Below are 15,223 nucleotides of genomic sequence, written 5' to 3' on the forward strand. Positions count from 1 at the left end.
ATCGAGAAAGGCAATCACCATGGACATGCGTCCGGAGCCCTTCGAACCGCCGGCTCCCGTTCCTCGAGTGGGCATCCCTTCCTACCTGCAGATCATCAGGACGGTCTTACGCAATCCGCTCGAACTGTGGGGCGAGCCATCCTACACCTTGCCCTGGATCGAGACGAAGTTCGTCACCCAGCGCACTTTGATCGTCAACGATCCCGGTCTCATCCGTCACATCCTCGTCGACAATGTCGGCAACTACGAAATGTCGAAGGTTCGCCGGCTGATCCTCAGGCCGATCCTGCGCGACGGCTTGCTGACGGCCGAAGGCGAGGTCTGGAAGCGCTCGCGGAAAGCCATGGCGCCGGTGTTCACACCGCGCCACGCCAAGGGTTTCGCAGGCCAGATGTTGCGAAGCTCGGAAGCATTCGTCGAGCGCTATGCCGGCGCCAAGACAGCTCCGTTCACGACCAACATCGCCAACGACATGACGGAACTCACCTTCGACATTCTTGCCGAAACGCTGTTTTCCGGTGAGGTGGCGGTGGAGCGGGAAGGGTTTGTCCAGAGCGTCGAGGAACTCCTGCACCGCATGGGCCGCGTCGATCCCATGGACATTCTGCTCGCGCCGGAATGGATACCGCGCCCAACCCGGATCGGCGGCAAGAAGGTGATGAACCGGTTCCGCTCGATCGTGTCCGAGACCATGGCGATCCGGCGGCGCAAGATGGCGGCGGATCCCGAGGGCACGCCCAAGGATTTCCTGACCCTGCTTTTGGAGATCGAGGGCAGTCAGGGCCTTTCGACTGCGGAGATCGAGGATAACATCCTGACCTTCATCGGTGCCGGGCACGAGACAACCGCCCGGGCGCTCGCCTGGACGCTCTATTGCATCGCCAACACGCCGGCCTATCGCGAGACGATGGAGGCCGAGATCGATGCCGCGATCGCAAGCGGTGCCGATCCGGTCGAATGGCTCGGCCTGATGCCGCATGTCCTTGCCGCCTTCGAGGAGGCGATGCGGCTCTATCCGCCGGCGCCGTCGATCAACCGGGCCGCGATCGAAGAGGACGAGTGGACTTCCCCCACCGGAAAGCGGGTACGCATCCCCAAGGGCATCGCGGTGCTGATCATGCCGTGGACGCTGCACCGCCACGTTCTTTACTGGGATAAGCCCCGCGCGTTCATGCCCGAGCGTTTCCTGCCGGAGAACCGCGAGAAGCTGCATCGTTACCAATATTTGCCCTTCGGCGCCGGCCCGCGCGTCTGCATCGGCGCCACTTTCGCGCTACAGGAAGCCGTGATCGCGCTCGCCGTGATGATGCATCGCTACCGTTTCGATCTGACCGAGGAGACAAATCCCTGGCCGGTGCAGCGCCTCACTACTCAACCGCGGGGCGGGTTGCCGATGAAGGTGTCGGTTCGCTGAAGGTCTTGCCGGGGATCGGCGACTGTACCGAGCGCACCGGCGAGTCGGCCGGCTTCGGCTGCTGCAGTATCTTCGACGGTTTCTTGATCGTCTTGATCTGGGCGCAGGTGGCGTCGCCGACATTGTCGCACGGTTTGTAGACGACAATCTCGCTTCCGGCACCATCGTCCCACACCGCCTGGATCGTCAGCGTCTTCGCGGTGTCGGCCGGCAGCGAGATATAGACATACTCGGCCGTCTCATCGGCCGGCAGGTTGAACGGGATCTGCGGATTGCACTTCGCCAGCGGAAAGCGCTGATCGAGCGTGTCCGAATTGATCGAATATCGAATTTCCGATAGCCGGCAATGCATCGTCTGCAATGCGGTGAAGTAGATCAGTTGCCGGTCGTCATAGTCGCGAAACTGCACCCAGCCGGTCTGCTTGTTGGCGTCGAGCATCGCCTTGTAGATCGCGACATCCGGAAGTTGCGGCTTGTACTCTTCTTCCTCCGCGTCCTGTGCTTGGGCCAGGTTCAGCGGAAACCAGATGAAAGCGGCAAACGGGAGCCAGACGAAAATAGACGGACGGCGGCCTTCGAGCATGCGCAGGTGTCCCCATCTTTTGACCCGTGTCGCCCAGTTGATCATCTATGTCTGCGGCACGATGGTTTTCTCTTGAAATATGTCATATCACCGCATCGATCCCCATTGAACCCGGGGCCTTGCGCCCCGCGCGAATTCCGGACTGCGCGAATTGACCTCTCATTTTCTTCTCGGCATCGACACCGGCGGCACCTATACCGACGCCGCTCTCTTCTCGGAAACGCAAGGGGTGGTCGCCAAAGCCAAGGCGCTGACGACCCGCCACGACCTCGCAGTCGGTATTTCCGGCGCGGTCGAAGCGGTGCTCGATCAGGCGAAAGTGCCGGTTTCTGCAATCAGCATGGTCTCGCTGTCGACGACGCTTGCGACCAATGCGCTCGTCGAAGGGCAGGGCGGCCGCGCCGGTCTTGTCATGATCGGCTTTGGCCCCGACGATCTGAAGCGCGATGGTCTCTTGGAGGCGCTGGGCTCCGATCCGGTGATCTTCCTGCCGGGCGGCCACAATGTGCACGGCGGCGAAACCCCACTCGACATGAGCGAGCTCGATGCCACGCTGCCGGCGCTTGCCGGCCAGGTCTCCTCCTTCGCCATTGCCGGCTACTTCGCCGTTCGGAATCCGGATCATGAAAAGCGCGTCCGCGACCGCATTCGTGAAGTCTCGCATCTGCCGGTGACCTGCAGCCATGAACTGTCCTCGAAGCTCGGCGGCCCGCGCCGTGCCTTGACGACCCTGCTCAACGCCCGGCTGGTGTCGATGATCGACCGGCTGATCGGCTCCTGTGAAGGCTTCCTGAAGGCGCGCGGCATCGACGTGCCGATGATGGTGGTGCGCGGCGACGGAGCCTTGATCTCGGCGGAGGAGGCGCGGCTGCGCCCGATCGAGACGATCCTCTCCGGTCCGGCCGCAAGCCTTGTCGGCGCGCGGCATCTGACCGGCCTCGACAATGCGGTGGTCTCCGACATCGGCGGCACCACGACCGATGTCGCGGTACTCGAGGGCGGGCGTCCGCGGCTCGATGCCGAAGGCGCCGTTGTCGGCGGCTTCCGCACCATGGTCGAGGCGGTGGCGATGCGGACCTACGGCCTGGGCGGCGATTCGGAAGTGCGCATCAACGACCGCGGCTTGAAGGCGAAGATCGATCTCGGCCCGCGCCGGCTGATGCCGCTCAGCCTCGCGGCCGCCCTGCATGGCGACGCCGTCATCTCGGTGCTCGAAAAGCAGATGCGCGCCCAGCATACCGGGCGCAACAATGGCCGGTTTGCGGTCCGCACCGGCCTGCCGGATCATCTTGCCAGCGGCCTGCAACCGCAGGAGCAGGCGCTCTATGAGCGCATCGGTGCGGTTCCGCTGGCGTTGGAGACCCTGTTGGTCTCGACCCCGCAGAAGGCGACGCTCGATCGGCTGGTGGGGCGCGGACTCGTGCATATCTGTGGCCTGACGCCGTCGGACGCCATGCATGTGCTCGGCCGGCAATCGCAATGGAACCTTGAAGCGGCTCAGCTCGGCATTCAGCTTGCAGCGCGCACCCGCGACGGCTCCGGTCAGCCAATCGCTTCCTCCCCGGAAGCCATGGCGCAGATGATCGTCGACCGGCTGACGCGGCAATCCTCGGAGGTCATCCTGCAGGCCTGTCTCGGCGAGGATGGTGCCGGTGCCATCGATCCAGCCGTTTCGCAGGCCGTCGACCGGGCGCTCACGCGCACGCCGGGCATCGTCCGCTTCTCGCTTGGTCTCGACCGTCCGCTCGTCGGCCTCGGCGCTTCGGCGCCGGTTTATTACCCTGATATCGCCGAGATGCTCGGAACGGATGCCGCCATTCCCGAAGAGGCCGGCGTCGCCAATGCCGTTGGCGCCGTGGTCGGCCAGGTCAGCGCTACGGTCACGGTTTTCGTGACGATGCCGGAGGAAGGCATCTTCGTCGTCAACGGTGCCGGGGCCAGCGAACGGTTTCTCGACCAGGAACAGGCTTTCGGCGCCGCCCGGCGGCGAGCCGAAGCCGTGGCGCTGGAAACGGCGCGCACCAATGGAGCGGACGATCCCGCTTCGATGCTGCGCGAGGAAATCGATGCGCCGGAAGTCGAGGGCAGCCGCAAGCTGATCGAGGCCCGGTTCATCGCGTCCGCCAGCGGACGTCCGCGCATTGCCCACGACTGATCTTTTCCATTTCGGAAACAATTCTTCGCATCCTTGCAGAATTGACAGGGAATGAATTGGTGAGAAACTGCGGCCGTTTCACGCGCGCGTTGCGCATGGGCTGGTCCGCGATCGGCTACAGGCGCAAGATCAACATGTTGGGGCGTTCTCATCGCATCCGTCCGGATCGGTGACGCTCCTTACGTCTATTTCAAGGAGTTGGCAGATGGACCGCATTGAGAAGTTTGGGTTGAAGATAGATGCGGGTCTCCATCGCTTCCTGGTGGAAGAGGCGATGCCGGGCACCGGCATCGATGCAGAACATTTCTTCGAGCAGCTTTCCGCCCTCGTGCACGATCTGGCGCCGAAGAACCGGGCGCTGCTCGCCAAGCGCGACGAGCTGCAGGCCAAACTCGACGCCTGGTACAGGCAGAACGGCGCCCCCAGCGACATCGAGACCTACCAGGCCTTTCTCCGCGATATCGGCTACCTGCTGTCGGAAGGTGGCGACTTCAGCGTTTCGACCGCCAATGTTGATCCGGAAATCGCGACGATCGCCGGTCCGCAGCTCGTCGTCCCGGTCATGAATGCGCGCTATGCGCTCAACGCTGCCAATGCGCGCTGGGGCTCGCTCTATGACGCGCTCTACGGCACGGATGCGATTTCGGACGCCGATGGCGCCGAGAAGGGCCGCGGTTACAATCCAAAGCGCGGCGCCAAGGTCATCGCCTGGGCACGCGACTTCCTCGATGCCAGCGCCCCGCTGGCGAAGGGTAACTGGGCCGACGTCACCTCGCTCAAGGTTGCGGGTGGCGCGCTGGAGATTGGCCTTAAGGACGGCTCGAACACGACGCTGCGCAACGCCGCTCAATTCGCCGGCTATTCCGGCGCCGAAGGCACGCGGTCGGAGATCGTTCTCCGGCACAATAATCTGCATGCGATCGTCGTCCTCGACGCCTCCACGCCGATCGGCAAGGAGGACCCGGCCGGTATCTCGGACGTCATCCTCGAATCGGCGATCACCACGATCATGGATTGCGAAGATTCGGTCGCGGCCGTCGATGCCGAAGACAAGGTCGTCGTCTACGGCAACTGGCTCGGCCTGATGAAGGGCGACCTCGAAGAAGAAGTCGCCAAGGGCGGCAAGACCTTCACCCGCCGCCTCAATGCCGACCGCACCTATCAGGCCGCTTCAGGCGGCACGCTGTCGCTCCCCGGCCGGTCGCTGATGCTGGTCCGCAATGTCGGACACCTCATGACGAATCCGGCTATCCTCGACCGCGACGGCAAGGAAGTGCCCGAGGGTATCATGGACGCCATGGTCACCGCGCTGATTGCCCTGCACGATATCGGCAACGGCGGCCGCCGCATGAACTCCCGCGAGGGATCGATGTATGTCGTCAAGCCGAAGATGCACGGACCGGAAGAAGTCGCCTTTGCCTGCGAGATCTTCACGCGCGTCGAAAAGGCGCTCGGCATGCCAGCCAACACCATGAAGATGGGCATCATGGACGAGGAGCGCCGCACCACGGTCAACCTCAAGGAATGCATCCGCGCTGCCCGCGAGCGCGTCGTCTTCATCAACACCGGCTTCCTCGATCGCACCGGCGACGAGATCCATACCTCGATGGAAGCCGGCCCGATGATCCGCAAGGGCGACATGAAGCAGGCCGCCTGGATCGGCGCGTACGAAAACTGGAACGTCGATATCGGCCTCGAGTGCGGCCTTTCCGGCCACGCCCAGATCGGCAAGGGCATGTGGGCCATGCCCGATCTGATGGCAGCGATGCTCGAGCAGAAGATCGCCCACCCGAAGGCCGGCGCCAACACCGCCTGGGTTCCGTCGCCGACGGCCGCGACGTTGCATGCGACGCATTACCACCGCGTCAATGTCGCCGAGGTCCAGGCAAGCCTGAAGAGCCGCACCCGCGCCAAGCTCTCCGACATTCTGTCGGTGCCGGTTGCGGTCCGGCCGAACTGGACGCCGGAGGAGATCCAGCGCGAACTCGACAACAACGCTCAAGGGATCCTGGGCTACGTCGTGCGCTGGGTCGACCAGGGCGTCGGCTGCTCGAAGGTGCCCGACATCAACAATGTCGGCCTGATGGAAGACCGCGCGACGCTGCGCATCTCCGCCCAGCACATGGCCAACTGGCTGCACCACGGCGTCGTCACCGAAGCCCAGGTCGTCGACACGATGAAGCGCATGGCCGCCGTCGTCGACGGACAGAACGCCGACGATCCGCTCTATGTCGCGATCGCCGGCAATTTCGACGGCTCGATCGCCTTCCAGGCGGCCCTCGACCTGGTTCTCAAGGGTCGCGAGCAGCCGAACGGCTACACCGAGCCAGTCCTCCACCGCCGTCGGCTGGAGCTGAAGGCGCTGAACGCCGCCCGATTCATCCCTGACGTCTGAATATTGGTGCAGGGCCGTGTGTTCGTCTGAACGCACGGCTCTGTTTTTTCAAGCGCGGTCCCAGCCTCCATGCGCCCGCCAGTCGTCTCCGCCGGTGGCCTAAAATTCGGCCCAGCCGTCTGTGGCGAGTGCGGCGTTGCCCTGTGTTGCATAGACGGCTGGTCGCCGGGCTGCCTGGGCAACAGTCCGCCCCTGGTCGCGGACTGCGGTTGCAGCGGCTGCCGGGGCAGGAGGCCTCGATCCGCCCTTTGCCTGCGTCTCGCCGGCGAGGATGAAGCGTCCGATCAGGTTACGCAGGTTGGTACCTTCCTGCGCCAGGGTGGCGGAGGCGGCATTGGCTTCCTCGACCATCGCCGCGTTCCTCTGCGTCACCTGATCCATTTGGTTGACGGCCGTGTTGACCTCGCTCAAGCCCACGGACTGTTCCCGGGCGGACGTGGCGATCGCAGCCATATGTTCGTTGATGGTGATTACATGCGCCTCGATCGTTTGCAGCGCTTCGCCGGTGTCGCGCACCAGGCGCACGCCGTTTTCGACCTCCTGGCTCGATGTGCGGATGAGATCCTTGATTTCCTTCGCGGCCTTGGCCGAGCGCTGGGCAAGTTCGCGCACTTCCTGGGCGACCACGGCAAAGCCTTTGCCCGCTTCGCCGGCCCGCGCCGCCTCGACGCCGGCGTTCAGCGCCAGGAGGTTCGTCTGGAAGGCGATCTCGTCGATGACGCCGATGATGCTGGATATCTGGCTGGAGGATTCTTCGATCCGCCGCATCGCCTCGACGGCATTGGCGACGACGACGGCCGACTGGGCCGCGCTGGTCTTCGCCTCGCCGGCGACGTCGCGCGCCTCCTCCGTCCGTCTCGAAGAGTTGCTGACATTGGCGGTGATCTGGTCGAGCGCGGCGGCTGTCTCCTCGAGCGCCGCGGCCTGCTGTTCGGTCCGCTTGGAGAGATCGTCGGCGCTCTGGCTGATCTCGCGCGTGCCCATGCCGATGTTGCCGGCGCTGTCGGCGACAGCCAGCAGCGCGTCGTTCAACTGTCCGGCGGCCTTGTTGAGGTCATGCCGCAGCTGTTCGAACTCGGCGGCGAAGGGCTCGTGCAGCCGAACGGCGAGATCGCCATTGGCAAGCCGCTGCAGCCCGGCGGCAAGACCGGCGGTCGCTTGCGTCAGCCGCTGCTGTGCGTCCTGTTCCGCCTGTCTCTGCACGCGAACGCGCTCGGCCTCGCCGGTGCGGCGAGTCTCCTCGGCCTCCGCCTGCAGCCGCAGATTCGATCGCGCGGCCTCCCGGAAGGACTGGATGGCACGGGCCATGTCGGCGATCTCGTCCTTGCCGTTTACCGGCTCGTCGGCATCTTCGACGTGGCCGTCGATCAGCCGGCGCATGGCGGCGATCTGGCGCCCGAGCGGTCCGACGACGCCGCGCAGCACCACAAGGAAGGTGCCGCCGGCAAGCGCCATGACGAGAACGATGATGGCAATGCTGAGCGTCTGCACCGTTTCGAACTCGCGATGCTTGGCTTCAAAGGCCGTGCCGGAAAGTTCGACCTGCAGGTCCGAGATCTCGGAGATCGTCGCCGTCAGCGGATCGATTGTCGCATAGAGCTTGTCGCGCACGAAGGCATCGAGTGCCTTCTCGTCCTTGGCTGAGAGAATTTGCGTCAGCGCCATGATCGAATCCATCGCAACGACCATCTGGCTCCGCGCATTGTCGACGAGCCGTCGTTCCTCATCGGTCATCGAGGTTGCCGCATAGGCATCCCAGTTGGTCTTGATCGTCTCTCGCGCGGCATTGACCGAGGCAAGCCCGCTCTCCATCGTTTCGTTGCCGTTGCGGACCTTGTGTGCAGCATCGACGATCGAGACTGCAAAGGCATCGGAAGTCGCCTTGAGGTTCTTTAGCGGCACGATGCGATCGGCATAGACCGCATCCATCATGTCGCCGGTTTCCGACAGCGTGCTCTGACTGTAAATGGCGATGCCGATGGCTATGGATGACAGAAGCGCAATCGCGCCGATAAGCTTGGTCTTGATCAGCATGCCAGTCCCTCCCGAGCGGAATTTCTGGGCACACTCTTTCGTTTGTTTAGATAACGCTTACTTAATAAGCGGCTGAATTTAAGTCGAATTTGAACTTTTCCGCGTCACGCAGCCGGTTTTCGCGACCCTGATTTGAGGGTGTTTTCGAACGGCAACTGTGCGTGGTTGAAGCGCTCCGTTGCAGCATCGCATCACCGGCAAATGGTGGTTGAGTAACGACGTAAAAAAAGCCGCCGACTGGTGTCGGCGGCTTCGGATGGCTGATGCAGCCCGGTTACTGCTGGACGACGACGCGGGCGTTCTTGCCGGGGCGAACGCGCGAATAGAGATCGATGATGTCCTGGTTGATCAGGCGGATGCAGCCGGACGAAGCGGCGGTGCCGATCGACGACCATTCCGGCGTACCGTGCAGGCGGAACAGCGTGTCCTTGCCCTGGTCGTTGAAGAGATAGAGTGCGCGGGCGCCGAGCGGGTTCTTGAGGCCGGGACCCATGCCTTCCTCGACATACTTGGCGACTTCCGGCTTGCGCTCGGCCATTTCCTTCGGCGGATGCCACATCGGCCATTCCTGCTTCCAGGCAATGTAGGCTTCGCCTTCCCATGCAAAGCCGGCCTTGCCGACGCCGATGCCGTAACGAACGGCCTTGCCGCCGGGCAGCACGTAATAGAGGAAACGATTCGGCGTGTTGACGACGATCGTTCCAGGGCGCTCGCTGGTGGTGTAGTCGACGATCTGGCGATGGAACCGGGTATCGACCTTGTTGATCGGAATGGCGGGCAGCGCGTAACCGTGATCCTCAACTGCGCCATAATCGCCGTTGAAAATCTGATTCGTAGCGACCGTTTGCGCTACGGGAGCGGGTTCGTTCGCAGCCGTTTCGGGCTTGGACGATGTCGTCGAGCAGCCGGCAACAGCGAGTGTCGCCGCGAGGCCGCACAAGAGGAAGGCATTGCGGAAGCGCATGGGAGTCTCTTAAAAAAGAAGCGAAGTAAAAACTGGGTCGCCGCGACCGTCAGTGACTACGGTTATTTTCGATTAGTCTGTGCTATGCAAGAGATTGCGCGGCTACAATTTGGCTGGAAAGTGCAAATTCCATGACCCTTGTTTTTTTGCAACAAAATGACCGGCCCAAAGGGACACCGGGCGCATGACCATCCTCTCCATCCATGACGACAACCCGCTGATCGACGGCCGACAGTCGAATCGCGCGATGATGGTGCGTCGCGGCGTGCAGCGGCTTTTCGCTGAACTGCGCCATTCCGTCCTGCCTGAACTGACGCTGGCGAGCGGGAGGCGCGCCGACCTGATCTCGCTGTCGGTCAAGGGCGAAATCTGGATTGTCGAGATCAAGACCTCGATCGAGGACTTTCGCGTCGACCGCAAATGGCCGGATTACCGGCAGCATTGCGACCGGCTGTTCTTCGCAACCCATGCCGGCGTGCCGCTCGATATCTTCCCCGAGGAATGCGGCTTGCTGCTTTCGGATGGTTATGAAGGGCACATCGTTCGCGAGGCGCCCGAACACAAACTGCCGCCGGCGACGCGCAAATCGGTCTTGCAGCTCTTTGCCCGCACGGCGGCGCAGCGCCTGATGCTTGCGGAGTGGGCAGCCGAGCGCAACGGCGAACTCGGCGATCAGATCGGCGACATCCTCACGGGCAACCGCGACAGCGGCGGCTGACGCCGTTACTTCGGCGCGCGCTTTGCAAGAATGCGTTGCAGCGTCCGGCGATGCATGTTGAGGCGGCGCGCCGTTTCCGAAACATTGCGCTCGCACATCTCATAGACACGCTGGATGTGTTCCCAGCGAACCCGATCGGCCGACATCGGGTTTTCCGGCGGCTCGACGCGCTCGCCCTGGCGCTGAACGAGCGCCGCAAAGATGTCGTCTGCATCGGCCGGCTTGGCAAGATAGTCGACGGCGCCGAGCTTCACGGCGTTTACGGCGGTGGCAATATTGCCGTAGCCGGTCAGCATGATCATGCGCGTGTCATCGCGCCGTCCGCGGATCGCCTCGATCACGTCGAGACCGCTGCCATCACCGAGCCGAAGGTCGATGACGGCATATTTCGGCGGGTTGCCCTTGGCCTTGGCAATGCCTTCAGCCACTGATTCGGCAATGTCGACTGAAAAGCCGCGGGCTTCCATGGCGCGGGCAAGGCGCCTGAGGAAGGGTGCGTCGTCGTCGACGAGCAGCAGGGTGCGGTCCGGTCCGATCAGTTCGGCGTCCTGTGCGGGTGTGCTGGGCGAAGCTGTCGATTTGTCGGTCATTCTGGAATCCTTGAGCGAAAACCTGCGCTTTCGCCGAGATTATAGGTTTCTTCTGGTCTCGTTCAATAAACTGCGAAATGTCATTTCGCCAGTTTCGTATCCATCAGGGCGCGCGGCCATTCGACGCTGACCCGGGCGCCTGGCCTGTCGGGTCCGCCATTTTCGAAGCGCAGGCGCGCGCCCGAACGTTCAAGCAGGGTCTTGGCGATGAAGAGGCCGAGCCCGAGGCCACCGGCGCTGTCGTCCTTCTGCCGCCGCGTCACATAGGGCTCGCCGATGCGCTGCAGGATATCCGGGGCGAAGCCGTCGCCATCGTCCTCGATCGTCACTTTCACGCGGTCCGCGGTGTGCTCGACCGTCACGGCAACTTCCTTCTTGGCATAGTCGACAGCATTTTCGAGCAGGTTGCCGAGCCCATAAAGGATGCCGGCATTGCGGTTGCCGACCGGCTCGGTGGCGCGGTCACCTTTCTCGACGAGATTGATGTGGATGCCGAACTCGCGGTGCGGCGCCATCACCTCTTCGATCAGCGACGACAGCGGCAGCATCCGCATGTGCTCCTCGCTTTCGGAGGAGAGCGTCGTCAGCCGCTTCAGGATATCGCGGCAGCGTTCGCTCTGGCTGCGCAGCAGATGCACGTCCTCGCCGAAGCGTGGATCGTTACCAAGCTCGCGCTCCATCTCCTTGGCGACGACACTGATGGTCGCCAGCGGCGTGCCGAGTTCGTGAGCGGCCGCTGCCGCCAGTCCATCGAGTTGCGACAGGTGCTTTTCCCGCTGCAGCACGAGTTCTGTCGCCGTCAGAGCCTCCGACAGTTCGCTCGCTTCCAGGGAGACGCGGTAGGTGTAGAAGGCGGCAAAGGCGGTCATCGAGACGATCGCAAACCAGATGCCGGCGGTCAAAACCCGCGGCATCAGGAGAACCGTGCCCGGATACCAGGGCAGTGGAAAAGGCGAGAAGGCAAGTGCTGTGATCGCGATCACCGCAAGGCCGGCAAGGATGATGCTGTGCGATTTCGGCTGCGATGCCGAAGAGATGATGACGGGGACGCAGAGAAGCGGTGCGAAGGGATTGGTAAGTCCGCCGGTGATGAACAAGAGCCCGGTGATCTGCGCGAGATCGAGGCCAAGCAGCGCGAAAGCGGCCGGCGGCTGCAGCCGGTGGGTCGGCGGATAGCGCAGCGTCACATAGGAGTTGACCAGCGCCAGGCTCGCGATCAGCACCAGGCAGGAAATCAGCGGCAGCGGAAACTGCAGCCAGAAGGCGGTGGTGAGGACGGCGATCGACTGGCCGCCGACGGCAAGCCAGCGCAGCCGGACGAGCGTCTGCAGGCGCAGGTTGCGGTTACTGGTCTGGTCGTTGTTGTGTTCGAGCGCAACTGTGGTCATTCGTGCCTGCATTCCAGTCATCGGAGGTTTCGTCTCATGTACCACGCGGCTTTGCCCGTGTCGTCGGCGCCGCATCGGCCGGATCTTCGGGCCAAGGGTGTTTCGGGTAGCGTCCGCGCATGTCCGCCCGCACATCCCGCCACGAGCCCGCCCAGAAACCGGGCAGGTCCCGCGTCGTCTGGATCGGGCGATGGCCCGGCGAGATCAGTTCTAGCAGCAGCGGCAGGCGGCCGTCGCCGATCGCCGGGTGGATCTTCAGGCCGAAGAGCTCCTGCACGCGGATCGACAGAAGCGGCTCGTCGCCGTCGTAGTGAATTGGGTGCCTTTGCCCGGTCGGCGCCTCGAAATGCGTCGGGGCGAGTCTGCCGAGTTCCCGTTGCCGCTCGTGCGGAATGAGGGAGAGCAGGCCGTCCGAGAGGTTGGACGCCTTGATGTCGGCAATGGCTGTGACGCCATGCTGGAAAGGCACGAACCAGTCGTCGAGACGATCGAGCAGCGCCTGATCGGAGACATCCGGCCAGGGCTCGCCGATCGAGCGGTTGAGGAAGCCGATGCGGTCGCGCATCTGCATCGCCTCTTTCGAAAACGGCAAGACGGCGAGGCCGAGCTGGCGCACGCCGTCGGCAAGCGCGCGCGCGGCAGCTTCGCCGGTTGGCCTGGCAAGCGGCGCCTCCTCGAAGATGATCGCGCCGAGCCTGGTCACGCGGCGCGCGCGCACCTGCCGGCTTTGCCTGTCGAAGAAGCTCTGGTCTTCGCGGGTAATCGCTTCGGGCATATGCTCTTCGACCTCGGCCCGCGACAGTTCGGCGGCCGCCAGCACCCGCTGACCGCCGGCCCGTCCCGTGAGGTCAGCGATGACAAGCATCGGCGCGGCCGCAAGCCGCTCCGTCTCCGGGATCTCCGCGCCGCGTCCGTTCGCCATCACGAACCGGCCGCGGCCGCCGCGCTGAAGCGCGATGCGATCGGGGAAGGCATGCATCAGCAGCGCGCCCGGCTGGAACGGTTCGTTCGATTTCGGCGCGCCCTTCAGCTCCGCCGCCATGCGGCGCGCCAGATTGCGCGAGGCCTCGGCGCGGTCGCCACGCTCCTGGCGGAAGCGGCGCAGCCGATCTTCGAGATCGATGCTGGTACCGCCGAGGCCCTGTTCGGTGAGCATGACCGCGAGCAGACACGCGGCTTCAGCCTGGCCCTCTTCGGCGGCGGCAACCGCCATTGCGGCGAGACGCGGCGGTAACGCCAGATCGCGGATCTTGCGACCTTTCGCCGTCAACGCGCCGGCTTGGTCGAGCGCGCCGAGCGATGCCAGTAATTTCCTGGCCTCGGTCAGCGTCGTTTCGGGCGGTGAGTCGATGAAGGCGAGGGTGGTTGGATCGCTGACGCCCCAGTGGGCACAGTCGAGCAGCAGGGCGGAAAGGTCGCTCGCAAGAATCTGCGGTGGCGTGAAGGCGGCAAGTGCTGCGGTCTGGCCGCTGTGCCAGAGGCGGATCGCGATGCCGGGTTCCGTCCGTCCCGCGCGGCCGGCGCGTTGATCGGCAGAGGCGCGCGAGACCCGCACCGTCTCCAGCCGGGTGATCCCGGTCGCGGCTTCAAAGACCGGCAGCCGCTGCAGGCCGCTGTCGACGATGATGCGCACGCCGTCGATGGTGATCGAGGTCTCGGCGATCGAGGTGGCAAGCACGATCTTGCGCGTGCCCTTGGGCGCCGGGCGGATCGCCGCATCCTGCTCCTTCTGGGTCAGGTTGCCGTAGAGCGGCACAATGGCCGTGTTTGCATCGAAGCGGTCCTGGAGCCGCGCGGCGACACGGGCGATCTCGGCCTGGCCGGGCAGGAAGGCGAGGACGGAGCCGTCTTCCGTGCGGTGCGCTTCAGCAATGGCGCGCACCATGGCATCCTCGACACTCTCCCCGCCGCGATCCTGGTAGCGGATGTCGATCGGATAGCTGCGGCCCTGGCTCTCTATGATAGGCGCGCCGCCGAGCAGGCCTGAGACCCGTTCGACATCGAGCGTCGCCGACATGACGATGATCTTGAGGTCGTCGCGCAGCGCCGCCTGTACGTCGACTGCCAGCGCGAGGCCGAAGTCCGCGTCAAGCGAACGCTCGTGGAATTCGTCGAACAGCACGGCCGCGACGCCCTTAAGTTCCGGGTCGTCGAGGATCATGCGAGCGAACACGCCTTCGGTCACGACTTCGATGCGCGTCCTGGCAGAGATGCGGTTGTCGAGACGCATGCGATAGCCGACGGTTTCGCCGACCTTCTCGCCGAGAAGCTCCGCCATGCGTCCGGCGGCAGCTCGTGCCGCCAGCCGCCGTGGTTCAAGCAGAATGATCTTGCCGCCCTTCGCCCAGTCCTGCTCGAGCAGGAAGAGCGGAACGAGCGTCGTCTTGCCGGCGCCGGGCGGAGCCGAGAGCACTGCCGACGGCCCTGCGGCGAGTGCGTGCGCCAATTGAGGCAGGACCTCGCGAACCGGCAGGGCAGGAAGATGTGTCGTCACGTCTGGGCCTCCGCCCCGTTTTCGATGTGGTGTGACGCTCTGCCGTCCGGATCGGGCGGAGCGTAGCGCACAAGAATGATCGATATACCGGCCATATGGTCATTGTGTCGGGCACGGCGAACATCACGCAAGTACGGTAAGAGGCCATGGAAGGGCAAGGCACCGCCCATTTGTGTGCTCTGCGAAGAGTAAGTTCGCATAGATCTGCGGCTGGAATCCAGGGCTGGCTGAGTGCTCGCTATATAGGGGAACGAGACGTCCTTCAGCTAAGGCAGCGCTCGCATCGTTCCGAGGCAAAACGACGATATTTGATGTCGTGAGCGATCCGGAAGGAATTTGACCGTTTGATCAAAGATTCGCGGTGCGATTCCGGAGGTTTCCGCTCCTCAAAATCGAGCGAGTTTATCAACAGTCGAAATAGTCATTTAGATTCAATGGCTTGTTCTTTTTTGAAGTTTTTTTGAAGATCGCTGTTGACGTCTGTGAGG

General features: G+C 63.7%; 10 protein-coding genes. 4 read left to right on the top strand and 6 right to left on the bottom strand.

Going from position 1 to position 15,223, the window contains the following annotated elements; genetic code table 11:
* Positions 1 to 19 precede the first annotated feature (19 nt).
* Positions 20 to 1,414 (top strand): cytochrome P450, encoded by a 1,395-nt coding sequence (locus ASE60_RS18970; RefSeq protein WP_057252073.1) that lies wholly within the window; start codon positions 20 to 22, stop codon positions 1,412 to 1,414.
* Here the strand turns inward: ASE60_RS18970 and ASE60_RS18975 are convergent.
* Positions 1,368 to 1,997 carry a hypothetical protein gene (locus ASE60_RS18975; RefSeq protein WP_143032928.1) on the bottom strand — a complete coding sequence of 210 codons (630 nt, stop codon included), beginning with the start codon at positions 1,995 to 1,997 and terminating at the stop codon, positions 1,368 to 1,370. The genes ASE60_RS18970 and ASE60_RS18975 overlap by 47 nt on opposite strands.
* 151 nt (positions 1,998 to 2,148) lie before the next feature.
* Between ASE60_RS18975 and ASE60_RS18980 the strand changes: the two genes are divergently transcribed.
* Together ASE60_RS18980 and ASE60_RS18985 are read left to right on the top strand one after the other, a co-directional pair.
* On the top strand, positions 2,149 to 4,152 hold the full coding sequence (locus ASE60_RS18980) for a hydantoinase/oxoprolinase family protein (protein ID WP_057252075.1): 2,004 nt from the start codon (positions 2,149 to 2,151) through the stop codon (positions 4,150 to 4,152).
* Between the two features lie 205 nt (positions 4,153 to 4,357).
* On the top strand, positions 4,358 to 6,547 hold the full coding sequence (locus ASE60_RS18985; protein WP_057252076.1) for a malate synthase G: 2,190 nt from the start codon (positions 4,358 to 4,360) through the stop codon (positions 6,545 to 6,547).
* 99 nt (positions 6,548 to 6,646) lie between these two features.
* On the opposite strand, the gene ASE60_RS18990 is transcribed toward ASE60_RS18985, so the two are convergent.
* Together ASE60_RS18990 and ASE60_RS18995 are read right to left on the bottom strand one after the other, a co-directional pair.
* Positions 6,647 to 8,581, bottom strand: coding sequence for a methyl-accepting chemotaxis protein (locus ASE60_RS18990; RefSeq protein WP_057252077.1), 1,935 nt, complete (start codon positions 8,579 to 8,581; stop codon positions 6,647 to 6,649).
* A 274-nt stretch (positions 8,582 to 8,855) separates the two neighbouring features.
* Positions 8,856 to 9,545 carry a L,D-transpeptidase gene (locus ASE60_RS18995; RefSeq protein WP_057252078.1) on the bottom strand — a complete coding sequence of 230 codons (690 nt, stop codon included), beginning with the start codon at positions 9,543 to 9,545 and terminating at the stop codon, positions 8,856 to 8,858.
* A gap of 184 nt (positions 9,546 to 9,729) precedes the next feature.
* Here ASE60_RS18995 and ASE60_RS19000 point away from each other — a divergent pair, with 184 nt between their 5' ends.
* Positions 9,730 to 10,263, top strand: a complete 534-nt coding sequence (locus ASE60_RS19000) for an MmcB family DNA repair protein (RefSeq protein ID WP_057252079.1) — start codon at positions 9,730 to 9,732, stop codon at positions 10,261 to 10,263.
* 5 nt (positions 10,264 to 10,268) lie between these two features.
* Here ASE60_RS19000 and ASE60_RS19005 read toward each other — a convergent pair whose 3' ends face one another.
* From ASE60_RS19005 to hrpB, 3 genes are all read right to left on the bottom strand, one after another.
* Complete coding sequence (locus tag ASE60_RS19005) at positions 10,269 to 10,853, bottom strand: ActR/PrrA/RegA family redox response regulator transcription factor (RefSeq protein ID WP_057252080.1); 585 nt, start codon at positions 10,851 to 10,853, stop codon at positions 10,269 to 10,271.
* 80 nt (positions 10,854 to 10,933) lie between these two features.
* Positions 10,934 to 12,241: an ActS/PrrB/RegB family redox-sensitive histidine kinase gene (locus ASE60_RS19010; protein WP_057252081.1), complete on the bottom strand. Its 1,308-nt coding sequence runs from the start codon at positions 12,239 to 12,241 to the stop codon at positions 10,934 to 10,936.
* Between the two features lie 34 nt (positions 12,242 to 12,275).
* On the bottom strand, positions 12,276 to 14,735 hold the full coding sequence (gene hrpB, locus ASE60_RS19015; RefSeq protein WP_057252082.1) for an ATP-dependent helicase HrpB: 2,460 nt from the start codon (positions 14,733 to 14,735) through the stop codon (positions 12,276 to 12,278).
* Between the last annotated feature and the right edge of the window lie 488 nt (positions 14,736 to 15,223).

It is taken from the genome of Ensifer sp. Root278 (assembly GCF_001429285.1).
Lineage (GTDB): Bacteria > Pseudomonadota > Alphaproteobacteria > Rhizobiales > Rhizobiaceae > Ensifer.